This window comes from Clostridium pasteurianum (assembly GCF_001705235.1).
Lineage (GTDB): Bacteria > Bacillota > Clostridia > Clostridiales > Clostridiaceae > Clostridium_S > Clostridium_S pasteurianum_A.
Window position 1 is genome coordinate 1,624,230 of sequence record NZ_MCGV01000001.1, and the last position, 25,903, is coordinate 1,650,132.

Annotated in this window: 22 protein-coding genes; 1 reads left to right on the forward strand and 21 read right to left on the reverse strand. The window is 31.6% G+C overall.

Going from position 1 to position 25,903, the window contains the following annotated elements; translation table 11 throughout:
• Nucleotides 1-8: 8 nt before the first annotated feature.
• The 7 genes from BEE63_RS07075 to rlmD all read right to left on the reverse strand — a co-directional run bounded on the left by BEE63_RS07075 (nt 9) and on the right by rlmD (nt 6,816).
• Complete coding sequence (locus BEE63_RS07075) at nt 9-566, reverse strand: hypothetical protein (RefSeq protein WP_066020715.1); 558 nt, start codon at nt 564-566, stop codon at nt 9-11.
• A 12-nt stretch (nt 567-578) separates the two neighbouring features.
• Complete coding sequence (locus tag BEE63_RS07080) at nt 579-2,765, reverse strand: hypothetical protein (RefSeq protein WP_066020716.1); 2,187 nt, start codon at nt 2,763-2,765, stop codon at nt 579-581.
• 374 nt (nt 2,766-3,139) lie between these two features.
• Complete coding sequence (locus BEE63_RS21200; protein ID WP_347464720.1) at nt 3,140-3,361, reverse strand: DUF6985 domain-containing protein; 222 nt, start codon at nt 3,359-3,361, stop codon at nt 3,140-3,142.
• A gap of 347 nt (nt 3,362-3,708) precedes the next feature.
• Nucleotides 3,709-3,966, reverse strand: coding sequence for a hypothetical protein (locus tag BEE63_RS07085; protein ID WP_066020717.1), 258 nt, complete (start codon nt 3,964-3,966; stop codon nt 3,709-3,711).
• 167 nt (nt 3,967-4,133) lie between these two features.
• A complete protein-coding gene (locus BEE63_RS07090; RefSeq protein WP_066020718.1) occupies nt 4,134-4,562 on the reverse strand; it encodes a hypothetical protein in 429 nt (142 codons plus the stop codon).
• Between the two features lie 151 nt (nt 4,563-4,713).
• Entirely contained in the window at nt 4,714-5,274 is a 561-nt protein-coding gene (locus BEE63_RS07095) for a TetR/AcrR family transcriptional regulator (protein WP_066020719.1), read from the reverse strand.
• 159 nt (nt 5,275-5,433) lie between these two features.
• A complete protein-coding gene (gene rlmD / locus BEE63_RS07100) occupies nt 5,434-6,816 on the reverse strand; it encodes a 23S rRNA (uracil(1939)-C(5))-methyltransferase RlmD (RefSeq protein ID WP_066020720.1) in 1,383 nt (460 codons plus the stop codon).
• A 152-nt stretch (nt 6,817-6,968) separates the two neighbouring features.
• Between rlmD and BEE63_RS07105 the strand changes: the two genes are divergently transcribed.
• Complete coding sequence (locus BEE63_RS07105; protein ID WP_066020721.1) at nt 6,969-7,763, forward strand: Cof-type HAD-IIB family hydrolase; 795 nt, start codon at nt 6,969-6,971, stop codon at nt 7,761-7,763.
• A 189-nt stretch (nt 7,764-7,952) separates the two neighbouring features.
• Here the strand turns inward: BEE63_RS07105 and BEE63_RS07110 are convergent, their stop codons facing one another.
• The 14 genes from BEE63_RS07110 to uvrC all read right to left on the reverse strand — a co-directional run bounded on the left by BEE63_RS07110 (nt 7,953) and on the right by uvrC (nt 25,902).
• Nucleotides 7,953-8,360 carry a hypothetical protein gene (locus tag BEE63_RS07110; RefSeq protein ID WP_066020722.1) on the reverse strand — a complete coding sequence of 136 codons (408 nt, stop codon included), beginning with the start codon at nt 8,358-8,360 and terminating at the stop codon, nt 7,953-7,955.
• Nucleotides 8,361-9,069: 709 nt separating this feature from the next.
• Nucleotides 9,070-9,441, reverse strand: coding sequence for a DUF1540 domain-containing protein (locus BEE63_RS07115; RefSeq protein ID WP_066020723.1), 372 nt, complete (start codon nt 9,439-9,441; stop codon nt 9,070-9,072).
• A 114-nt stretch (nt 9,442-9,555) separates the two neighbouring features.
• Nucleotides 9,556-10,833, reverse strand: coding sequence for a dihydroorotase (locus tag BEE63_RS07120; protein WP_066020724.1), 1,278 nt, complete (start codon nt 10,831-10,833; stop codon nt 9,556-9,558).
• Between the two features lie 316 nt (nt 10,834-11,149).
• Nucleotides 11,150-12,571, reverse strand: a complete 1,422-nt coding sequence (pyk, locus tag BEE63_RS07125) for a pyruvate kinase (protein ID WP_066020725.1) — start codon at nt 12,569-12,571, stop codon at nt 11,150-11,152.
• Nucleotides 12,572-12,666: 95 nt separating this feature from the next.
• Nucleotides 12,667-13,626, reverse strand: coding sequence for a 6-phosphofructokinase (gene pfkA / locus BEE63_RS07130; protein WP_066020726.1), 960 nt, complete (start codon nt 13,624-13,626; stop codon nt 12,667-12,669).
• A 266-nt stretch (nt 13,627-13,892) separates the two neighbouring features.
• On the reverse strand, nt 13,893-17,381 hold the full coding sequence (locus tag BEE63_RS07135) for a DNA polymerase III subunit alpha (protein WP_066020727.1): 3,489 nt from the start codon (nt 17,379-17,381) through the stop codon (nt 13,893-13,895).
• A 17-nt stretch (nt 17,382-17,398) separates the two neighbouring features.
• On the reverse strand, nt 17,399-17,683 hold the full coding sequence (locus BEE63_RS07140) for a Dabb family protein (RefSeq protein ID WP_066020728.1): 285 nt from the start codon (nt 17,681-17,683) through the stop codon (nt 17,399-17,401).
• Between the two features lie 16 nt (nt 17,684-17,699).
• Entirely contained in the window at nt 17,700-19,007 is a 1,308-nt protein-coding gene (locus tag BEE63_RS07145) for a DRTGG domain-containing protein (RefSeq protein WP_066020729.1), read from the reverse strand.
• A gap of 3 nt (nt 19,008-19,010) precedes the next feature.
• Nucleotides 19,011-19,964, reverse strand: coding sequence for a DNA-binding protein WhiA (whiA, locus tag BEE63_RS07150; RefSeq protein ID WP_066020730.1), 954 nt, complete (start codon nt 19,962-19,964; stop codon nt 19,011-19,013).
• Between the two features lies 1 nt (nt 19,965).
• A complete protein-coding gene (locus BEE63_RS07155) occupies nt 19,966-21,321 on the reverse strand; it encodes a gluconeogenesis factor YvcK family protein (protein ID WP_066020731.1) in 1,356 nt (451 codons plus the stop codon).
• Entirely contained in the window at nt 21,318-22,202 is an 885-nt protein-coding gene (gene rapZ, locus BEE63_RS07160; RefSeq protein WP_066020732.1) for an RNase adapter RapZ, read from the reverse strand. Before rapZ ends, BEE63_RS07155 begins: the two co-directional genes overlap by 4 nt.
• Nucleotides 22,203-22,320: 118 nt before the next feature.
• The gene (gene murB, locus BEE63_RS07165; RefSeq protein WP_066020733.1) at nt 22,321-23,238 is read right to left on the reverse strand and encodes a UDP-N-acetylmuramate dehydrogenase; all 918 of its coding nucleotides are present in this window, start codon (nt 23,236-23,238) and stop codon (nt 22,321-22,323) included.
• A gap of 53 nt (nt 23,239-23,291) precedes the next feature.
• Entirely contained in the window at nt 23,292-24,026 is a 735-nt protein-coding gene (locus BEE63_RS07170) for a phosphatase (protein ID WP_066020734.1), read from the reverse strand.
• 4 nt (nt 24,027-24,030) lie between these two features.
• Nucleotides 24,031-25,902, reverse strand: coding sequence for an excinuclease ABC subunit UvrC (gene uvrC / locus BEE63_RS07175; protein WP_066020735.1), 1,872 nt, complete (start codon nt 25,900-25,902; stop codon nt 24,031-24,033).
• Nucleotide 25,903 lies beyond the last annotated feature (1 nt).

Here is a 25,903-nt window from a genome sequence, read left to right on the forward strand (position 1 = left end):
GAACTTCTTCAATATGCTAAATTTTCTTTAGTCATATCACCCGTTTTAATATCAATAGCAAAATGCCAACTACTTCTGCCGTAAGCATCAGCATTTGTTTTTCCTCCATCACAAACAACGGAAGGTTTATTCTTATAGGTTGATAAGTTCACAAAACTATACCCATGTGGCGGCTCCTTTTCAAACAACAATATACCGTCTAATGCAAAACCTTGTAACTTTCTATGAGATTGACTTAAAGCTGTAATTACTATAATCACCCCGTTCTCAATATAGAATTGAGCATTTACAATACTTTCACAAGCAACTTCAACCATTTTGTCTTGATATAACCAACTAACTTTGCCACTTAACTTATCAAGTGTAAATATTCGTTTTCCATCAAAAGAAAGGTGATATACTTGGTCTTGAGAATAATTTTGTCCTGCCTCAACATACACAAAACTTTCCTGTGTATTAACAGTAGCAAAATATGCATTCTCATATGTTTCTTTAATAATTTTTCCATTATATGTCCAACTTACACTTTGATTTTGGCTATCCCAAATGAAATTTTCAATAGTCATTTTTTCCCTCCCTTAATTAATTGAGCGTATTGACACAACCTCCAAGTAATCCATTTTGTTAACACTTCTATCAAGTAACATTTGTATCTGAGTTCCACCACCGGGCAAGTACTTGTCAGCATTTATGTCTATTTGTGGTCCAACTGGTCCTTCAAGCACATGTAAATCTACACCTTGCTTAACCCTGTAAGTAACAACTTTACTGCAATCTACTTTCCAATCTGATTTTACCGCTAGATTATTTCTAACATAATCAACATTAGGTATATTGTCAAATGTAGCGAAACCACCTGGTGATGTCACCGGTTGCGTACTATCTAGTGCCATCTGAAAAGTATCTCCTGGCTTGAGGATTTTTTGTTGTGGTACAAAGTTTTCAGGCCATGGAGACTGTCCCTCAATAAGTTTTATGTAAGAACTCGATACCTCTTCTACGCTTCTTTCTGAATTCACAGCTAAAAACTCTTCCCAAGTTTTTGGTGTTCCCTTCGCTATAGCCCTCTCAATAGCTTCAGCCGCTCCCGTAGTATTTCCTTTTCCTCCGTCACTTTTATTAACAGTTGTCTTTACACCCTCACTTGCCTTATTTTTTACCGATTTTACTTTTGCAACTTCTGATGACGCTTCTGATTTTCTATTTATTATATCATTTTTTACTTTACCATTGATTTCTTTCGGAACATTTTTTGTCTCTTGTACTGCTTTGATAACTGGTTTTTCTTCTACCTTCCTAACTATATTAGAATCTGATATTTCAGCTTTGATTTCAGACATGCCATTTTTTAATCCTTTGGGGAAAGTTTTTACCATAGGACTTTCAGTCAATTTTGATGATAATTTCATGGTTTTCGATAAGAAATTTTCTTCCTCATTATATCCAAATACTTTCTTTATCTCCTTAAATATGTCTCCTGGTGTTTCAAACTTAGGTACTTTAAATTCTTCTCCTTTCGCTGCTTTTATAACACCAGCTTCACTTCCTACTTTTTCTGCCTCTATAGCACTCTTTGCTTCTCCTAAACCTCCAAAAAAAAGAGCTGCATTGCCCATAATGTCAATTGACATTCTCTCCTTATTGTGTGGATTTGCATTCCAAAACTGCTTGCCTGTATTTATAACACCCTCAGCTGAATTATTTAAGAATTTAAGCTTTTCCTGGGGTGTTATGCCCATAATAAAATCTGATGGACTTATGCCATCATTAACTATATGCTTCATAACTCCAACAGGATTTCTAAAAAGTTCTGTTTCTCTTTCGAATGCTAAATGAGGTAATTGCAAAGGTGTTTCAACAAGCCCCATTGCTATGTCCTGCTTTCCTTGCTCCTCAGCTATCTTTGAATCACATTCTTCTTCTATTTTTGAAGCAATAAATGAATTATTCTTTTTAAAATTGCTCCAAACTCCTTTTTTATCATTTAGTCTGCTATGTGCTTTGTTTAGTGCAGTTTCTTCACTAGTATTAAGAAACTTATCGATATTACTAGTATCTGTATCCTTGCTCAAATCTTCCGCTATTTTAACTAATAGCCGCTGAACTTCTTCTATCTTATTCTTAATATTATTAACTTTTGTTTTTAAAGCTTTTTCTTCATCCGCTAGTTTACCTTCTATCCAATTTCCTTCTGCTTCTAGTTTCTCCATCCCATCTTCTGCTTTATTTTTTAAATACTTAGCATCTTCTTTAGCCTCTGTAAATAGCTTATCCTTTTCTTCTTCTCCCCAGGAAGCTACATTATCTAAAAAAGTTTCATCGTCATCACTTTCATCATCACCGTCTGTTTCAAGACTCTGCTCCAATTCCGGTGAAAGTTCTGTTATAGATGCAGCACCACATTCTATTCCCATAGATGTCTTTTGCAGTATATAGTCTACCCCGGCCCTTGGCGATGCCTCAAACTTAATGGCATTTGCAAGCTGCACCAGCTGATTTTCTACTGCTTCATACCTTGCCATTTCGTCACGTATGAAGGAAATAAGTTCCTCACAATGACATACTATTTTATCTCCCGCTTTAATAGCTGCTACCATTGATTTTTCTGCTCTTGTTATTCCCATAATACTACTTGCTTCCTGTGGGGTAAATATAAAATTATCTCTTTCTCTTTTTAGCTTGTTAATAGTGTTCTCTACACCCGCCGCGGCAGTACTTATAAATGTACAAAGCTGCGACAATTTATCAAAATCCACTGAAATCACTGTTGTGTCCACCTGCTTTTTGCCTTAGTCTTAAGTATTTTTTTCCTTTTATACTTCTTATTAGATTGCCATGAATATTTTATCACATACTTTTATTAAATTAAATATGTTTTTTAATTAAATTAAATTTTTATCTCACATAACTATTTTTTTAAAATCACTTAGACTTTTCTTGTAAGGCTCAAACATACCATTACCAATATTACTAGTATATTACTTTTGCCACATTCAATATTAAATTAAACATTTCTTGCTCTGTACTCATTTTGTCCTCCTTAATGAAACTCTTTTCTGCACTGACTAAATTACTTTTATTTTTTTTTTAAGTATATAAAATATCGCCATATATTTAAAATACTTGCTAATAAGTTGTTTTATATTGCAACATCTTGATAGCCTACTTCTATTACTTTTTCATCAACAAGACAAATTCCTATACCATTTTCATTATCCCATGTACAATCAAAAGTTAACCCACACCCTCTTCCATCATAAACTCCTGAATATGGAATAACTATTCCAACTAAAGTTATATTTTTGAGTAAATTTTGTATATTTTTAATTAAAGGATATTTTTCATAATTTTCAATATTAATTTTATCGCATACTTAACTAGACTATAAAATTAATATACAAAAAAAACAAAACAGCCAGATAAAGTAATTACCTATCACTTTATCTGGCTATTTTTAAAATGCTTTATTCAATTACAACTTCAATCTCAGTTCCTTAAATCAATGCTACAATAATCCTGTTTTCCTGATACACAGTCATCTTCTCAATTATTTTATAATATAAATCCATGAAGGCTTTTCTTTGTTAAACAAAAAATAAAACCAACCCAGTTAATTGAGTTCGTTTTTGTTTCTTAATTTAATTGTACATATAGCTAACTGCCTTTAATTGCAGAACTATGTGAATTAGTATTTGAATCAAGTTTATCTTATCTTGCAACTTTCTTGGATTGTACCTTATCAACAACAGAACCAATAATGCACATAATAATTAATACCAACACAGTTGCTTGTCCTGCCACATAAGCATTTGTAACAAAACCAATTAAGGCTATAATTAATACTGCTAATACTGTTAATATCTTATGCCTTACGAAAAAAATTCTTTGATCTTTACCACAATTAGGGCATATACTCCTCTTGGTCATTTCTTTACCGCATGCTTTACAATTTGTCAATTTACTCATTTATATCCTCCTTTGTTTGCGTAATATATTATACCCAAACATTCACAACTTATCAATAATGTTTAGAAATATACAAACTTGCCATATAGATATTTTATACTTTATTATCTAAACATTTATCAATAAGCCGCTTTATGAATACTAGGAATCTACATTAATGCATATTTTCATTTCATATGCGATGAAACAAGTTTCCTTGTCAATTCTAAAGTTATTGGTATTCCACCAACACCAAAATCAAATTCACCCAAAGGAATTATCATACACCATATATTTCTCCCCTTCTGCAATCGTGTTTTATCACTAACAGAAATAAAAGCATTGGTAATTTGTAAAAATAATTTCTTTTTTATTTCTTCACTGTAAGCGTTTGAAAATCCATAAATCTTTATCACAACTTTATCCTGATTACCTCTTTCACCTCCAACATATAAACTATCAAATTCCTTAATATCCAGTAAAGCGATTGAATGTGAGATAGGATTATCTTGTAAGCCTTCTGACTCAATAAGTATTTTTGTCAACTTCTTTGATAAAGTGGACTTTTCCTCATCTGTAATAAAATTCTTAGTCATTGACACTTCTGCATATGGCATGTTTATCTCCCCTTCTTTTAATTAATTTATTAGACTATTGCCACTTGTGTATTAGACCAGTTGGTTTATATAATATAAAAAATAACTTCATGGAAATTCATAGTTAACAAAATGATATTTCAAATAAAGTTAACTATGAATTTATTCTCTATTATACTAATGATAATAAATCATTAAGAATACAGTCAAAGGCACTTTCATCTTTACATATTCTATAATAAAGTATGTGTCCTTCATAAAGAGCAAATGCTTTTCTAGCAATAATACCAGCTTTATCTTTTGCTAATCCTGATACTTGTAGAGACTTTGAAAAAATATTAATTAGTTTTGTAACTGCGGTTGCATATGCTTCTGAAAGATTATCTTCAATAAATGCTACTTCTAAACCTAATACAGCTATTGGACATCCAAAATAGTTACCTTCCGATACAGAGCTTTTTATATCAGATACCATTTTATTCACAAATATTTCCCAAGGATTATTTGATAGAGGCCCTAACCAATTAATTAATAGAGTTTTTCCGTAATACTTTGCTACTTCAATTCCAAGCTCTTTCTTACTCGAAAAATAAAAATAAAATGAGCCCTTTGACATATTAGCTTCTTGCAATATCTCATTTATTCCTGTATTCGAGTATCCATTTTTTAAAAATAATTTTGAAGCTATTTCTATTAAGCACTGCTTTGCTTGTTCACCTTTAGTTGATCTCATTCTTTATATTCCTTCCATAAAAGTTATTTATTTCATAATAAACCAGTCGGTATATTTTGTCAACACTCTTTTACCTAATTCATACTAATTTGTTAAACTTATAGAAATTAAAAAAGATAGAACTCCTAAAATCTCTTATAGATCTTAGGAGTTCTCCACTTATTTTTCAACTTTTTTTACTAACACACAGCTCTCCACATGCCCAGTCATCGGGAACATATCCACAGGCTGAACTTCTACTACTTCATATCCTTCTTTTTGAAGTACAGCCAAATCACGTGCTAAGGTTGCCGGATCACAAGAAACATAAACTATAGTTCGTGGTGAAGCCTCTGCAATAGAGTATAGAAGAGACTTTTCGCAGCCCTTTCTTGGCGGGTCTACTACAACAACTTCTGGCTTTATGCCCTCTTCTATGAGTTTTGGTATCTCCTCTTCAGACTTTCCAACTATGAATTCCGCATTTGTTACACTATTTTGCTTTGCATTTATTTTGGCATTTTCAATGGCCTCTGGTATTATTTCAACACCATAAACCTTTTTGGCATTTTGCGATAAGAAAAGAGAAATTGTTCCCGTTCCGCAATAAGCATCAAATACTATCTCTTTCCCTGTAAGACCTGCATATTTCATAGCAGTAGAATAAAGCTTTTCAGTTTGTACTGGATTCACTTGAAAAAATGATTTTGGAGAAATGTTAAACTTAAATTCGCCTATATAATCCTGTATGGTATTTTTGCCCCAGAGTGTTATTTCCTTTTTTCCAAGCACCACATTGGTTTTTTTGTTATTTATATTTTGAATTATCCCCATTATCCCCTTAATTTCTGTGGTTAAACTGTGGATAAGTTCTTCTTTATGTGGAAGATTTTTTTCGTTAGTTACTAAAACTATCATTATATCTCCTGTTTTAAAAGCTTTCCTTATCATAATGTGCCTTAATGTGCCTTTGCCAAGTGATTCATTGTATCCAGTTATATTAAATTCCTCAATCCACTTTTTTATTACACACATTATTTGATTTGCAGCCTCATCTTGTATAAAACATTTATCTACCTCTATTATTTCATGACTTCTCTCTCTATAAAATCCAATTTTCACTTTTCCATTTACCTCGCCAACAGGCAGCTGAACTTTATTCCTATAATAATATGGATTTTCCATTCCTATTGTGTCATGTACTGTTATTGAATTTATATCAATTTTTCCTATTCTCTGAAGACAGTCTATAACCTTATGCTTTTTAAATTGGAGCTGATCACTGTATGATATATGTTGAAGCTGACATCCTCCGCAGTTTTTATAAATTGAACATATTGGCTCACATCTTTTATCTGATTTTTCAATTACCTCTAGCAGTTTTCCAAAAGCAAAATTTTTACTTACCTTAACAATTTTTATCTTTGCCTTCTCACCCTTTACCGCCCCTTTTACAAATACCGTAAAGTTATTTATCTTTCCAATACCTTCACCCATATTTCCAAAACTATCTATATAAATTTCATAATCTTTATTTTTCTCTACAGGAATAACCTTATCCATAAATTTCACCTTTCATCCTTAAATTTAATATTTCACTATATAAACTGATTTCAATATATTATAACATATCTATATACTTCATACCTTAATCTTAATACAAGTATGCTATAATATATATCGTAATTTATATGAATCCCGGAGGTGTTAAACTCATGATAAAGTTAATTGCCACAGATATGGATGGCACATTACTTAAAAGTAATGGAGAGGTTCCCCATGAATTCCCCAAGGTTTTAAATAATTTAATTGGTAAGAAAATCATGTTTTGTATTGCAAGCGGACGTCAGTATTTTACCCTAAAAGATAATATGAGTAAGTTTTCAAATAAAGTTATTTTTATCGCTGAAAATGGTGCCTTTATAGTTAAAAACGGAAAAGAATTATTTTCAAGAACACTAGATAAAAATATGATGACAGAAATTATAGAAGATATAAAAAAGATCCCCGACTGTTTTCCAATTTTATGTGGCAAAAAAAGTGCCTATGTACTAGACAGAAATCCTGATTTTATAGGTGAAGTAAACAAATATTATCATAAAAACACTATAGTAGACAATTTTGAAGACATCGATGATGAATTTTTCAAAATAGCTGTATGCGATTTTAGAGGCTCTGCTAATAATTGCAGCCCAATTTTATCTTCAAAATGGGGTGAATCATTTCAGCTTGTTGTTTCTGGAGACATATGGCTTGATATTGGAAGAAATGATGTAAATAAAGGAATGGCAATAAAATTTCTTCAGAACAAATTTAAAATAAATAAAACTGAAACCATGGCTTTTGGAGATTATTATAATGATGTATCCATGCTAAAAAGTGTGTACCATAGTTATGTAATGGACAATGCTCCTGATGGAGTTAAAAAACATGGCAGATTTATAGCCAAAAGTAATGATGAAGCCGGCGTACTACAGGTTATAAAAAATAACGTACTGGCAGTACAATAATGATTGAGTCTTAATATTTTGGTAGAAGTAAAAAAGCACAAAATACCGTGTACGGTGAATTATTCATTGTATCTGAGGGTCGATTTACCGAATAAAAATCTTAATATGTCAAGGACGCCTGTTTTCAAAGGCGTCCTTGACATACATATTTAAAACAAGATAGAAAGTCACTTTTATGAATTACTTTATCTATTTTCTATTATTATTCTTTATTTTAGGTGCTTTAATAGCATCATATCCATATTGATCCATCAATTCTGGATATCCAATCTTAAGACATTTATTAAATTGTCTTGGAATTCTACTTACACATAAAAAATAACAAAGTGCTAATATAAAAGGAATTATAACAATAGGAAAGACTAGAGTAGACATATTTAGTTGATTAGTCTTTAATTCATTAAGTGCAGTCATCACATCCATGATTAGAAATATTGCTGTCAACATAATTGACGCACATAACATACCTTTTTTTCTTTGATGATACGTATCCTTAATTGAATGAAATATGCTATCTATCGATTTTAGTGACAGTTCTCTTTTTTTTATCTTTTTTTTATACTCATCTGATAAACCTTCTATGTATAGTACTCCCATTAAACATTTTCCACCTTTTTCTTAAACAAATTCCAATTTTCTTGTTATACTATATCACAAAAGTGGTTCATTGTCTATCTCTAGGAGAATATCCAATATCCCTAGTTCTGCTTAATAATTGGATTTCATCCCAAATCCCATGTACAATAGTATTTTCAAATTCCGTAGGCACAGAGGAATTTCTTCCTTGCCTTACCCCCTAAAAGAAGTAACAATGCAGAAGGGACAATTTAAAAAAAGTCTAATAAATCTTGGTGAAAAAATCGTAAAAGACTTAGATATTTCAATCTTATCATGCACAAGGCTTTGGCAAATATATAGATGCTTAATACAAATTAAAGAATGCTAATGAGATTACATCCCAAATTTCATGTACGATAGTATTTTCAAATTCCGTAGACACGGAGGAATTTCTTCCTTGCTTTACCCCCTAACGGAAGTAATGGTGCATAAGGAACGATTTAAAAAAAGTCTAATAAATCTTGGTGAAAAAAATCTTAAAATGCTTAGATATTTCAATCTGTTTGAGCTTTTTTTCAGCGAGTTATTGAAATATCTTAGTATTTTAAGATTTTGAGTTAATAAATTGTAGTTATTAGCCGTAAACATTAAGATAGCCTATATTTTATAAAGAAGGATAATGGGTCCCTGACCCAAACCCCAGTTATGATAAGATTCATAGACTTTTTTTAATGTTCCTTATGTACTGTTACTTCTTATCTGAAAATGTATCGCACTGTGTTCCTTCACTTGTCGCAGCTCCTGGTCCATATATCTGAACATTCCTTGCGGAACATAATTTGTGATCATTATAATTGCAATGAACTGCTTCACATTTTATTCTTGGACTCATAACTATTGAATCTTTATTGAATACCTGCCTTATTTCCCCGGAAATATTCATATTAACTAAATTTGATATCGCATTTTTTACACCTTTTTCTGCAAATGTTTCACATTCAGTATCTACAGCAGCATTTGCTTTTATTCCATGTACATTAATTGTACTAGCCGTACATAACCCATTCATATTGTTTACACATGTCCCTGCACTACACATTAACTTTGTCGATGTTGACATAATATCCTCCTCCAATTATACGTGCCTTAATTCAAAGCACTATATGATATAACATTATTTTCTACATATTGCTTAATTTATATTCATATATATTGGAGTTTTTTATTTACTTTCTCATTTTTTATCTCGATATACTACTTTGCCTTTACAAATAGTTACTTTTATCTTTCCAGACAGTTCCTTGCCTATGAATGGAGAATTTGATGCTTTAGACGCAAATCCATCTTCACTTACAACATACTTTTCATCTGGATTGAATATTACAATATCTGCTCTATGATTTTCTTTTATATATCCTCTATCAATATTATAAAATTTAGCTGGATTTACTGTAAGCTTAGATATTACTTCCATGTAATTTAATTCATGTTTCTTTATTAAATTGGTTACTGCCAAAGAAAGTGCAGTTTCAAGCCCTATCATACCACTTGGTGCTTTTGAAAATTCTCTTTGCTTTTCAAGTTTAGTATGAGGCGCATGATCTGTTGCTATTACTTCTATAGTATCATCTTTCATGGCATTTATTATTGCTTTCCTATCTTCTTCCGTCCTAAGAGGAGGATTTACCTTGGCATTAGTCCCACTTCTCAGTATTTCGTCTTCAGTGATACTAAAGTGCTGTGGTGTAGCTTCAGCTATTATGTTAGCTCCCATTTTTTTCGCCCATCTTATAATTTCTATTGAATCTTTTGAACTTATATGCTGTATATCAACTTTTGCTTTAGTCGATACAGCCAAAACTGAATCTCTGGCTGTTAAAACACTTTCCGCTTCACTTAAAGCACCCTTAATATTAAGCTTTTTAGCTATTTTACCCATGTTTATTCCACTTTGACATATTAGACTAGGATCCTCTTCATGAAAACTTAATGGAACATTTAGCTTTTTCGCAAGCTTCATGGCTTCTAATACAATTTTTGCATCCATTATAGGTTTTCCATCATCAGAAAATCCAACAGCTCCATTATCTTTTAATACTGTCATATCTACTAGTTCCTCGCCCTGCATTCCTTTTGTTATTGAGCCAACTTGAAGTACTTCTACTTCAGCAGATTTAGCTTTATCTAATATATACTTTAAAGTTTCAACATTATCAACTACTGGTTTAGTATTAGCCATACATATTACAGTAGTATATCCTCCTTTTGCTGCTGCGTAAGATCCTGTTATTATGTCTTCCTTTTCTGTAAAGCCAGGATCTCTAAAATGACTATGTATATCAATAAATCCAGGTGCTACTATGCAATTTAATGCATCAATTACTTGCACATTTTCTTCCTCTTTTATATTTTCATATATTTTAATTACCTTTTCATTCTCTATTAAAATATCAAATTTACCTTCTCTTTTACTTAAGGGATCAACTAAATATCCATTTTTTATAAGTATCATAATATACTCCTTTATAAGTATTTTTAATATATATAATTATACAACAAAAAAGCACCCGAAGGTGCAAAACAAAAAAGGTTGCCATTTTATTTATATTTCTTATATTTTACCATTTTATTATTATAACCATAATAACCAATTTTAAACAATTTGTTATAATATTTTTATAATACACCACTATAAAGCTGATAATAAACTTTTAAGCATAATAAAAAAAGAGGTTGCAAGCCCCTACGTCAAGCAACCCCTTCTTCTCATTGGGTTTTAGTTAATTTATAATATAAAGTTATTTATATTATCATAATTATTAAATATCTTATTCAACTACGTGAACTTTGATCATGTTAGTAGTACCAGATACATTTGTTGGTACACCTGCAGCTACTACTACAAGATCTCCCTTTTTAACATATCCAGCTTCAAGAGCTTTAGCTACTGAAGTTTGTATAAGTTCATCTGTTGAACCGAATTTATCAGATATTATTGGATATACTCCCCAGTTCATTGCAAGTTTTCTTGCTACTTTTTCAGATGGAGTAACTGCAATTACAGGAGTCTTTGGTCTGTATTTTGAAACTGTTTTTGCTGTATTTCCAGTTTGAGTTGCTGTTATTATTGCTGCTGCATCTAAGTCTGATGCTGCTACGCAAGCTCCAAGGCTTATTGCATCTGCTGTATTTTTTCTTTCATTTGCTTTTCTATCTTCTAAGAATTTTGTATAATCGATTTGTGTTTCTGTTTCCTGAGCTATTTTAGCCATTGTAGTTACAGCTTCAATAGGATAAGCTCCATTAGCACTTTCACCACTTAACATTATAGCATCTGTTCCATCAAATATTGCATTTGCTATATCTGAAGCTTCTGCTCTTGTAGGTCTTGGATTTCTTATCATTGAATCAAGCATTTGAGTTGCTGTTATGACAGGTTTTCCTGCTGCATTACATTTTTTGATTATCATTTTTTGAATTAGTGGAACTCTTTGTATAGGAATTTCAACTCCCATATCTCCTCTAGCAACCATTATTCCGTCTGAAACTTCGATGATTGCATCTATGTTATCAACGCCTTCTTGGTTTTCTATTTTAGGGAATATCTGTATGTTATCTCCACCATGCTCTTTTAATACTTTTCTGATTGCAATTACATCTTCTGGTTTTCTTATGAATGATGCACTTACCATATCTATTTCTTCTTCACATCCGAATATTAAATCGCCCTTATCTTTTTCTGTCATTGCTGGAAGTTGTATAGATACGTTTGGAACATTTACTCCTTTGTGACTTCCTACTAAACCAGTGTTATCAACTTTACAGTGTATATCTTTACCTTCTATTGACTCTACTGTAAGTCCAACTAAACCATCATCTATTAATATATTGTTTCCAGGTTTTACATCTTTATATAATCCCTTATATGAAACTGAACATTTTGTAGCATCTCCAACTATATCATCGCCACAAGAAACTGTGAATTTTGAACCTTTTTTAAGCTCAAGTTTTGAAGGATTGAAATCTCCAGTTCTTATTTCTGGTCCCTTAGTATCAAGACAAATAGCTACAGGTTTATTTAACTTTGCTCTAACCTTTTTTACTAATGCTATTCTTCTACCGTGCTCTTCATGATCACCGTGTGAAAAATTATGTCTTGAAGCATTCATTCCTGCTTTTACAAAAGCTGTTACAATTTCTTCTGTCTCACTTGCTGGTCCTACTGTAAAAATCATTTTAGTTTTTTGCATTATATTATCTCCTCATCTTTTATATAAATTGTGATTTGAATTAAAAAAAATCATTTATATATATATGTTAATTAATCATATGATTAATTACTTTCCTATTTTGAAAGCATGTTAGCTATATCGTATAATTTATCATCAAATTTTCTTGGAACTGCTAGTGCTTCATCGATATCTTGATCGATTATTTTTCCATTTCTTATACCTATAACTCTAGAAGTTTTTCCTTCAAGTAAAACTTCTACAGCTTTTACTCCCATTCTAGAAGCAAGCATTCTATCAAAAGCTGATGGACTTCCACCTCTTTGAATGTGTCCAAGTATTGTAGCTCTAGTCTCTATTCCAGTAACCTCCTGAACTTTCTTGGCAAGCTCGGCTGCTCCTCCAACTCCCTCTGCCAAAATTATGAGATTATGCATTTTTCCTCTTAGTTTACCTTCAAGTATATTCTTACATAATTCATTGAAATCATATCCCTTTTCAGGTAATATGACACTTTCTGCTCCTCCTGCTATTCCAGAAAAAAGAGCTATATCACCACAATCTCTTCCCATAACCTCTACTATACTTACTCTCTCATGAGAAGTAGATGTGTCTCTCAATTTATTTATTGCATCAAGTACTGTATTCAGTGTAGTATCAAATCCTATTGTATAATCAGTGTAAGAAAGATCGTTATCTATAGTACCTGGCAAACCAACTGTTTTTACACCAAGTTTTGAAAGCTTTTGTGCTCCCATAAAAGAACCATTTCCACCTATTACGACAAGACTATCAATACCAAAAACTTTAAGTACATTTGCAGCTTTTTTTCTGCCTTCTTCTTTTAAGAACTCCTTGCAGCGTGCTGTTCTTAGCATAGTGCCTCCACGCTGTATTATATCTGATACACTGTGCCTATTCATATCAAATATTTCGCCATTTATAAGACCGCTGTAGCCTCGTTCTATTCCTTTAACTTTAAGGCCTTTGTCTATGGCAGTTCTTACTACTGCCCTTATTGCAGCATTCATTCCTGGTGCATCTCCACCACTTGTTAAAACAGCTATTGTTTTCATATTATTATACCTCCCATGACCGCAGGGACTTAATGTGTCCCGCGCTATTTATAGAAACAAGTATATAAATTCCAACCTAAAACAACAACTTTTAAAATTCCTCGTCTATAATTTTAATAGAAAAGTCAAAAATATTCAATGCCTTTATAAAAAATATGCTAATTTTATTAATTTAATAACATATAAGTTAACATTTTTCTGTAAAACCATGCTCAAATATTTTTAACTTATAATACTATTTTAAATTATATGAATTTCCGTTTTTATTATAACACTTTTACGTTACTTTCGCCAAATTTATCCTTCAAAAATTTTATTAAATCTGGTTCATTTTGAACCCATAAAAACTTATCAATAAGAAATTTTCTTCTTTCCTTTTTAGTACATAAATATATTGGAGTATCTCCTCTATATAAAAGCAACATTTTCCTCATATTTTTTATTGAATTTTTCACTTCAGCTTCATCTTCAACAAGTATATATATTTTCTCATTATTACCTACAAGAGGTGATATTTCCTCGCATATTATCTTAGGTTGTTCGTCTTCTCTCTTGTTTACTCTCCCTTTTATTATCACCATTTCATCTTCTTTTATGTAAGAAGCATTTCGTTCTAATACTTTAGGAAATATTATAACCTCAATGGCTGCATACATATCTTCTATTTTAATAAAAGCCATCATAGTATTGTTTTTAGTTACTTTTTTAGTTACAGACGTTACTATTCCTCCTATGATAACACGAGTACCGTCCTTTATCTTAGAGTTTTCATCTATTCCTGCATTATCTTCAAGAGACTCATTTACTACTATATCAGATATTTTCACGCTTGTTACATTTTTTAAAGTCTCTTCATAATCTTCTAGTGGATTACCTGAAAGATATAATCCTGTCATTTCCTTCTCCATTGCAAGTAAATATTTTTTATCAAACTCTTTTATATCTGGATATTGAATTTCAACTTGTTTGTATTCTTCCTGTCCAAAGTCTGTAAATAAATTCATCTGACCTTTTATATTCTTTTTTCTCTGTCCTGAAATCCCATCCATTATCTTTTCAAATACAGCAAGAAGCTTTGACCTATATACTCCCAAAGTATCAAATCCACCTGCCTTTATTATACTTTCAACAGCTCTTTTGTTTACTTCAGAAGTATCAATTTTATTGCAAAAATCGGTAAAGGAAGCAAAATTGCCTTTGCTATCTCTTGCTTTAACTATACTTTCAATTACATTTACTCCTACATTTTTAATAGCAGCAAGACCAAACCTTATTGTATCTTTCTTTACTGTGAATTTGGAGTAACTTTCATTTATGTCTGGTGGAAGAACTTGAATTCCAAGCTCCTCTGCACATCTTATATAAAAAGCCACTTTTTCATTGTTGCCCATTACACTGTTGAGCATAGCAGCTAAATATTCACCAGGATAATAATGAACAAGATATGCTGTCTCATAAGCTACTACTGCATATGCAGCTGCATGAGATTTATTAAATGCGTAACTTGCAAAATCCATCATAGAATCAAATATATCATTAGCTATTTTTTCTGAAATTCCATTTCTTACGCAGCCAGGTACTTCAACTTTTCCATCCTCACCTACAATTCCATGGATAAAATTATGTCTCTCTTCTTCCATAACATGATGCTTTTTCTTAGACATGGCACGCCTTACAAGATCACTTCTACCCATAGAATATCCTGCTAAATCTCTTACTATCTGCATTACTTGTTCCTGGTATATTATGCATCCGTAAGTTACATCTAGAATATGTCTAAGCTCTGGAGTTACATACTTTATGTCTTCTGGATTGTTTTTATTCTTTATGTAACGTGGTATTTCATTCATAGGCCCTGGTCTATAAAGACTTATTCCAGCTATTATATCCTCTAGGTTATCCGGTTTGAGCTCCTTCATGAAACTAGTCATGCCTGAAGATTCAAGCTGAAATACGCCTACTGTTCTGCCTTCCCCTATCATTTTATATACACTGCTATCATCAAAATTTATATTATCAATATCTATATCAACATTTCTGTTCTGCTTAACCATTTTTATGGTATCACTTATAACTGTCAACGTTCTTAGCCCTAAGAAGTCCATCTTAAGTAATCCAAGCTCTTCAAGTATTCCCATTGTAAACTGAGCTACTATAGAATCTTCATTTTTCAGAAGAGGCACATAATTTACAAGAGGCTGTGAAGATATAACAACTCCTGCAGCATGTGTAGAAGTATGCCTAGGTAGTCCCTCAAGCTTTCTTGAGATATCTATTAACTCTTTTACTCTATCATCATTATCATATTCAGCCTTAAGTTCAGGGTTCATTTCAAGAGCTTTGTCTATGGTTATATTGAGTACATTTGGAATCATCTTAGCTATTTTATCCACTTCACCGTAGGAATAATTCATAGCTCTTCCAACATCACGTATACATAGTCTAGCTGCCATTGTTCCAAAGGTTACAATTTGTGATACACAGTCTTTTCCATACTTTCTTACAACATAATCAATTACCTTTTGACGCTTTTCATAGCAGAAATCACTATCTATATCCGGCATAGAAACTCTATCTGGATTCAAGAATCTTTCAAATATCAGATTATATTTTATAGGATCAATCTTAGTTATTCCAAGGGTATACGCTACAATTGAACCAGCAGCTGAACCTCTTCCAGGTCCCGTTGGAACATCATGTTCTCTTGCAAATTTAATAAAGTCCCATACTATTAAAAAGTAATCTACATAGCCCATCCTCTTTATTATGCCAAGCTCATATTCAAGCCTGTCCTTTAGAGTATCCGTCATATCTTCATACCTTTTCTTTAATCCTGAATAGCATAAATTTTTAAGATATTCATAATGATCTGTTCCTTCAGCCAGTGGAAAATTAGGCAGCTTAGATTCATGAAACTTATAATCAAAATTACACTCATCAGCTATCTTAGCTGTGTTTAGCAGAGCATCTTTTGCATAAGAAAACTGTTCATACATATCTTCCTGACTTTTAAGATAAAATTGCTCTGGGGCATATCTCATCCTATTTTCGTCTTCTATAGTTTTACCAGTCTGTATGCATAAAAGTATATCATGAGACCTTGAGTCTTCTTTATTTATGTAGTGAACATCATTTGTCGCTATTAAAGGTATGTCAAGTTCTTTAGACATGCTTACAAGAGTATCATTAACCTTCATATCATTTTCAAGTCCATGATACTGAAGTTCTAGATAAAATCCGTCTTTAAATGTATCTTTATAAAAAAGTGCTGCCTGTTTTGACTTTTCAAGATTGTCTTTTAAAATATATGACTGAACCTCTCCTCCAAAACATGCACTTGAGGCTATTAATCCTTCGCTGTGACTTTTAAGATACTCATGATCAACTCTAGGCTTATAATAGAAACCATCTATAGAGGCCTTTGAAACAATTTTCATGAGATTTTCATATCCAGTTTCATTTTTTACAAGTAAAACTAAATGATAAGTTTTATTGTCCGGATTAGGTTCTTTTATGTACATTGATTTGCCTGCTACATATATTTCACAGCCTATTATGGGCTTTATACCTGCTTCTTTTGCTGCTTTATAAAACTCAACACACCCATACATAGCACCATGATCTGTTATTGCTATACTCTTCATACCAAGTTCCTTAGCACGCTGAATTAACTTCTCTACTTTGCCAGAACCATCAAGGAGACTGTACTCGGTATGGACATGAAGATGAACAAAATTTTTAAATTCAGCCTCCATTAGATCATCCCTTCTCTTTAGTCTTCAAAATCTACCGAAGCAGAACCTTCGATAAAAGGTTTTGTATTCTTCATAACTACATCAACATGGTATGGATGTACCTGATAAGCCTCCATATCCTTTAAAGAATCAAATTTTATTATTAAAGCTATATCATATGCTCTTTTTGAATGAACCACATCACATCCAACTTTAACTTCTCTTGCAAAATCTACATTTCCTTCAATTGATTCAAGTACCTTTCTGACTTCATTTAATTTTCCCTTATTGTTAAGTTTAAAAAATACAATATGTGTTAACATTTAATTAACCCTCCCCTTATACTTTTAATAATTTTACAGAAAGTATAGCCTTAGCTATAATTTCTTCCTTTTCATTTAACATATCTACTTCTACTTTTCCAAAATATCTTCCTGTACCAAGAATTTTAGTATATATGTTTATAATATTATCCATCTGAACAGGCTTTAAAAAGTAAGTAGACATACTATCTATTGAAATGTTAGTATTATTTTGCTGTTTTAATGTCATGACTCCCGCAGTAGAAAGGAGCATATTTAATGCGTTCCATGATACTGTTCCTATAGTTTCCAGCATTTCAGGAACTATTTTACCTGAAAATTTCATGCCATCCTTAACATAGGAATATTGAAACTTTTTAAGCACCAAATCCTCCAATTTTTCTCCAACCTGAGGCTGCCTTAAAATATACTGAAGAGCTTTTATAACATCTATTTTTGTAACTATTCCAACTAGTTTATTATTATTGTCCACAACTGGGCACATAGATATATTTTCCCATCCCATAACATGTGCAATATAAGCAACTGTAGTCTTATAATTTACCTTTACAGGCTCCCTATTTATGTATTTATCTATTAATTCATTATCAGTCACACTATCATATATATCCTTTTTAGATATAATACCTATTAATTTTTTATTTTTATCAATTACAGGATATACTTTCATTTCAAAGTCTTGAGCGTAACTTCTAAGTTTACCTACACTATCAGAAGCCCTAAAAAATTTAGGGTTCTCATTCATTATATCTTCTGCTAAGATTATATCCTTCTTAACAAGATTTTCAGATATAGCTTTGTTTATTATACTTGCTATTGTAAAGGTATCATAATTAGAAGATATAACCGGCAAGCATCTTTCATTTGCAAGCTTCTTTATCTCCTCACTGCAGTCAAAACCACCCGTTATTAAAACTGCCATGTCATTTAATATAGCAAGTTTTTGGACATCTTCTCTATTTCCAACAATCATGAGACTTCCTGGATCGATGTATTTGCCTATTACATCTGTTGTCATAGCACCTATTACAAACTTCTTTAAAACTTTATCTATACCGTTTTTTCCACCTATTATAGTACCTTCTATTACACTTACAATCTCCCTATATGTAAGAGCTTCTATATTCTTTTTCTCAACTTTTTTTATCCTTACTGTTCCAACTCTTGGTACTGTAGTTACTAATCCTAAATTATCACATTCTTTTATTGCTCTATACGCCGTACCTTCACTAACACTTAAATCGTTTGCTATTCCCCTAACAGATATTTTAGTACCAGCTTTTAAAGACATAATATAATTTATTATCTCTTCATGCTTTGACATCTACTATATCCCCTCTTTTCGCAGTTCTTCTGCTATTTTCTCTATTTTTCTAAGTCTATGATTTACCCCTGATTTTCCAACTGGCGGCTCTAGCATTTTCCCTAACTCCTTGAGTGATTCATCTGGATAATTTACTCTAAGCTTAGCAATCTCCCTAAGATTTTCAGGTAACCTTGAAAGTCCTATTCTTTTTTCTATAAGTTTTATACTTTCTATCTGTCTTACAGAAGCATTAACGGTTTTACTTAAATTTGCAGTTTCACAGTTCACAAGTCTATTTATATTATTTCTCATTTCCTTTAATATTCTTATATTTTCAAGCTCAAGTAGGCTGGAATGTGCACCTATTATATTAAGTAAATCGACAACATGTTCTCCTTCTTTTATATATACCACATAGCTATTCTTTCTCTGTATAACCTTGGAATTCAAATCATAGGTATTAATTAAATTCATAAGATTAACAGCGTATTCTTCATTATGCGTTACAAATTCAAGATGATACATTTTTTCTGGATTACTTACACTTCCACCGCCTAAAAATGCACCTCTTATGTACATCTTTTTACTTTCAGTATCACTAACTATCTCTTCTGGAATTTTATAATTTAAGGTCACAATTCCATCCTCGTTTTTCATAACTCCAACAGTTTTTAGTAAATCTCTTACTCCCATATCTTCTGTTATACAAACAATATAAACATTATTTTTTTTAAGAGAATTGCTCCTTTTCACTATTATTTCTGTATGTATATTAAAATACTTTTTCAGTAGCTTAAAAACAAGTCTTGCTATAGCTGGGTTTTCAGTTATAATCTTAAAACTTATTTTTCTATTTCCTTCTAGAGCTAATGTTCCACTCGCTTTCATAAGTGCAGATAAAATGGCAATTGCCTCTTCTTTAGTGTATTCGTTATATCTGCAAACTTCGCTTTTAACTTTAGATGAAAATGACATTTTAATTACCTCTATTTTCCTTTTCTAGTTTTTTATTTTCTTTAAGTCTTTGAGATAAATAGAAATATTCTATTATTTTCTTTCTATCATAGAATAACTTTTTATCCATTATTGTTTCTACTAAAATCTTTGCAATTTCGTCTGAGTCATGTCTAACAAGCCCATTGCTTATTTTGATAAAGTTTCCTTCTATTATACCTACTCCCATTTTATCAAGTTTATCTTTATCTACCTTAACAATTTCAGATGTCTTTTCAAAATATTTACCTTTAAGTTCTTCACTTACTGTTCCAGTATTAACAAGTGTATAATCTACAACTTTTCCTCCAACATGATCCATTATGGCTTTTACATGATCCGAAGCAGTAAAATTATCTGTTTCTCCCGGCTGAGTCATTATATTTGAAACATAAAGTTTAAGAGCTTTGGTTTTTAAAAGAGCATTTCTTATATCTTTTACTAAAAGATTAGGTATTACACTTGTGAACAAGCTTCCAGGTCCAAGTATTATAGCATCTGCTTCCTTTATCGCTTGAACAGTTTCTTGAAGTGCCTTTGCATCTTGAGGATCTATAAATACTTTTTCAATTGGACTCTCATAAATTATTGCCTGTTCTGGTATATTAGATTCACCTTCAACAACAACACCATTTTTTAGTTTTGCTTTTAAAACAACATTGTCTAAAGTAACTGGCAGTACTCTTCCCGTTACAGCAAGTACCGAACTCATTTTATGAACAGCTTCCTCAAAATTAGTTGATATTCCATCCATAGCTGCTAAAAACAAATTACCAAAGCTTTGATTTTTAAGTCTTCCATCTTTAAACCTGTATTGAAGAAGTTCTTCCATAAGAGGCTCTGTATCAGATAATGCTAAAATACAGTTTCTTATATCACCAGGTGGAAGTATTCCAAGATCCTCTCTTAAAGCTCCAGAACCTCCACCATCATCTGCTACTGTAACAACTGCAGTTATATTAGAAGTATAATATTTAAGACCTCTAAGCATAGTTGATAGTCCTGTACCACCACCTATAGCTACTATTTTAGGTCCTTTTACCAGTAATCTCTTCTCATATATAAGATTTCCGAGCTTTCGTGAATCTAAAGAAACATTTAAATATCCTTTGTTAATAAGAGATATTATAGCTTTCATTCCCTGGCTCAAGGAAATATAAAGGATAAACGCACCTGTTATAATTAAGAATATATAGAAAGCCTTATAATAAACAGAATAATAACTTCCCTTTGTAATGAGTTCAGCTAAGGCAAATGAAATAAATAGAACTCCCATTCCTCCTAGCATAATCCACCTTTTAACTTTAATACCAGGCTTTATCCAATCAATAAACTTCATAGTTTTTTACCACCTTTATTAATATCCTCTTGTATATCCCTATGATCTATGTTTACAACCGCTCCACCTTTTTTAAGTCTCTCATAAATTTCATTTGCAATAGTAACCGAACGATGTCTTCCACCAGTACATCCTATAGAGACTATAAGCTGTCTTTTTCCTTCCTTTAGATAATTTGGCATTAAAAATTTAAGCAAATCCTCCACTTTATCCACAAACTCACGTGTTTGTTTAAAAGACATAACATAATCTCTAACTGGTTTTTCAATTCCAGAGAAGCGTTTTAATTCTGGTATATAAAAAGGATTGGGTAAAAATCTAACATCAAATACCAAATCAGAATCAACCGGTATTCCATATTTAAATCCAAAAGATACTACAGTAACTATGAGCTTACTCTCAATTTGACCATCTTCCTGATAAACTGAATTTATCTTTTCTCTAAGCTCTCGTGTGGCTAATTTGGAAGTATCTATTACATTATTAGCTATATCATATAATTTCTTAAGTTTTTTACGCTCAAGTTGTATACCATTTAGTATTCTACCATTAGGAGCAAGAGGATGCTTTCTTCTCGACTCTTTAAATCTTTTTATTAAAACTTCATCATCCGCATCCAAAAATAAAATTTCATATTTGTATCCTGCATTTTTGAGATATTTTAAGCTTTCAAAAAGATCGTCAAAAAATTCTCCTCCTCTTATGTCAATAACAAGAGCTATCTTATTAATCTTACTTTCCGATTCATAACAAACCTGTGCAAATTTAGGTATGAGTGTTGGAGGTAAATTATCAATGCAGAAATATCCAAGATCTTCAAGACTCCTTATAGCCTGCGTTTTACCTGCACCTGATAATCCTGTAACAATAACAAATCTCATAAAATCTTGCCTCCTTTATTAGTCTATATTAATAATAAAATATATAATTTATCTTCTAATTATTATAGCATAAAAGTGACTGCAAATGTCTATTATATTCACAGTCACTTTTAATCATCTATTTATCTTCACCTATAATTCTAACTTCTGGATCAAGATTAACATTAAATTTTGATTTCACAGTACTCTCTACAAAATTTATTAAATCCAATATATCTTTTGCTGTTGCATTTTCCTTATTTATGATAAAGCCAGAATGTTTTTCTGATACCTGAGCTCCACCTATAGATTTACCCTTTAGTCCACTATCTTGTATAAGTTTTGCGGCAAAGTGCCCCGCAGGTCTTTTAAAAGTACTTCCAGCTGACGGATATTCTAAAGGCTGATTTTCAATTCTTCTTCTCATTAAATCATTAATTCTAGTGGATATCTTTTCTTTATCACCTTTTTGTAACTTAAATGTAGCTTCTAGAACTATATATTTTTGCTTCAATATAATACTTGTTCTATATCCAAATTCAAGTTCATCCTTGTTTATTCTTCTCATATTACCTTTGTTATCAATAACAAGTACACTTTCAATTATACTTGAAATTTCTCCATTATAGGCTCCTGCATTCATAGCAACAGCTCCTCCAACACTTCCCGGAATACCACATGCAAACTCCAATCCAGTAAGTGATTTGTCTCTGGCTTTTCTACTCAAAAATCCAAGCGGAACTCCACATCCTGCAATAATTTTATCATTTCCAATTTGCAGTTTATTTAATCTCAATAGTTTTATTGCTACTCCGCGTATTCCACCATCTTTCACTAGCAAATTAGATCCATTTCCTACTATATAATAATTAATGTCATATCTTTCGCATAATTCTATAATCTTAATAACTTCATCGTATTTTTCTGGCATCACTAAAACATCTACAGGTCCACCAACTTTAAAAGAAGTGTGTTTTTTCATTGGAACATTAATCTGAAGATTATCTTTTTTTATAAAATTGCTTAACGATGCTACAAAATCCTGAAAGTAATCCATAGTACATCTCCTCAAATTATTAATATAAAGTTAGTATAATTTAAAATCTAGGCTTATTCAAGGTTAAAATTTTCAAGTTTGCCTTTTCCCTTTAAGTATTCAACTATTTTTTTCTCATCTGTATTCATAATAAGTTCTTCCGGCATATTAACAGCATCAAGCATTTTCTGCACCTTACTGAAGTTTCCTATGTCAAAACTTATATGTGAATCTGTTCCAAGAATTACTTTAGCCTGCTTTTCCTTACAAACTTGAGCTATATTTTTGCAGTTGTCAAAGCTTCCCTCTCTTGCTCCATTTAAAGAACCATTATTTAACTCTATTAGAACATTTTTTTGTTTTGCTTTGTCAACTACAGCCTCTACATCTATTGGGAAAATCGGATTACCGATATGTCCTAAAATGTGTATATTAGGATTATCCATTGCACTAAGAAGAGCTTTCGTATTATTTTCTACACTGCTTGGTTCTATGCAAACATCATGCAAACTAGCAATCATATAATCTAATTTATTCTGTACTTCACTAGGAATATCTATGTTGCCATCACAATCAAGTATATTAGCCTCACAACCCCTCAATACAATAACATCTTTTATCTTTCTTGGTATTTTAGTTTCATTGCCAAAATACCATATATGTGGAGCCCCTGGCATTTTAGGTCCATGTTCAGATGTACCTAAAATCTTTAGTCCAATTTCTGATGCCTGTTTTACATTTTCCAGTAATGTAGTATACGCATGACCACTAACTATAGTATGGGTATGTAAATCTATAAAATATTTCAAAATCTCATTTCCCTCTTTTCTCACTAAAATAATCGACAATACTTTGGGCAGCTTTCTTGTCAATAGAAGGTGTTTTCATAAGTTCGCTATAACTTGCCTTCTTAATGTTTTCTATACTTCCAAAAGTCCTAAGAAGGGCTTTTCTTCTTCTGTCTCCAATATATGGGATGTCGTCAAGCACAGAATGAAGAATCCTCTTATCTCTAAGACTTCTATGATATGAAATTGCAAATCTATGTACTTCATCCTGAATCCTTGTAATAAAATTAATTACTTTTGTATTTGACTTTATGTTCAATTCAATATCATTATATATAAGTCCTCTTGTTCTGTGTTTATCATCTTTAACCATACCACACACAGGTATCTGTATATTAAATTTCTTAAGTACTTCAAGTGCTATATTCACCTGTCCTTTTCCACCATCCATAAGTATCAAATCAGGAAAAGCACAAAACTTTCCAGCACTAAGTGGAAGGTTGTTATTAACTATAGAATTAACCTCCTCCAAACCATGTTTAAATCTTCTTGTTAAAATTTCTCTCATGCTATCATAATCATTTGCACCCTTTACAGTCTTTATCTTAAAACGCCTGTAATCACTATTTTTAGGTTTTCCATCTTCAAATACAATCATTGACCCTACAGAATCGACTCCTTGAATATTGGAAATGTCATAAGCTTCAATTCTATGTGGTACTTCATCCATTCCTAAAATCTCCATCAATTCTATAAGTATGTTTTCATTGAGCCTTTTATCACTTAAAATTTTTATTTTGAATTTTTCAAGGGTTATTTTTGAGTTTCTTTTTACCATTTCAATTATGTCTTTTTTTTCACCCTTTTTAGGAATTCTTATTTGTACCTTTGAACCTCTTTTCATTGTAAGCCAATTTTCAAGAAGATTCAAATCCTCAGCAGAAGAAACATATATATTCTTAGGAACATATGCTGTTCCAATATAAAATTCCTTAATAAATTCTCCTATTATGTCACCCTCTGCTTCTCCAAAAGTATTTTCAAATATAAAATGCTCTCTCCCCACAATTTTTCCAGCTCTTAAAAAGAATATCTGAACACAGCTGTCTTTTTCATCACTGTATAAACTTATAAAATCTTCATTTTCAAAATTCCCTATTATTATCTTCTGTTTTTCCCGAACCTTCTCAGCTGCCAGCATTTTATCTCTAAAATCAGCAGCTTTTTCAAACTCCAAATTCATTGAAGCCTTTTCCATTTCAGACCTTAGCTCATTTATCACCAGGTTGTCTCTTCCAGCTATAAGATCAACGGCTTTTTTTATTACTTTCCCATATTCTTCTTTACTTATAAGTCCTGCACACGGTGCATTGCATCTTTTTATATGGTAATTAAGACATGGCCTTATCTTATCGTCGTTCTCTTTTATGTATTTTTTGCAGGTTCTTATTGGAAAAATCTTTCTAATAAGTTCAACAGTTTCATGAACTGCCGAAACATCAGGATAAGGTCCAAAATATTTTGCTCCATCCTTAACCATATTTCTCGTAACAATTAACCTTGGAAAATCCTCATTCACAGTTACCTTTATAAACGGATAATGCTTATCATCCTTAAGCAGTATATTATATCTTGGTCTATATTTTTTTATTAGATTGCACTCTAAAATCAGAGCTTCAACTTCAGAGTCTGTAACTATGTATTCAAATTCAGAAATATTCTTAACCATAGCTTTTACTTTTTCTGAATGGTTTTTAGATTTTCTAAAATATTGCCTTACTCTATTTTTAAGTATCTTAGCTTTCCCAACATATATTACTTCTCCAAGAGAATTCTTCATTATATAAACCCCGGGCTTATCCGGAAGATTTTTTAATTGATATTCAAAATCAAACATA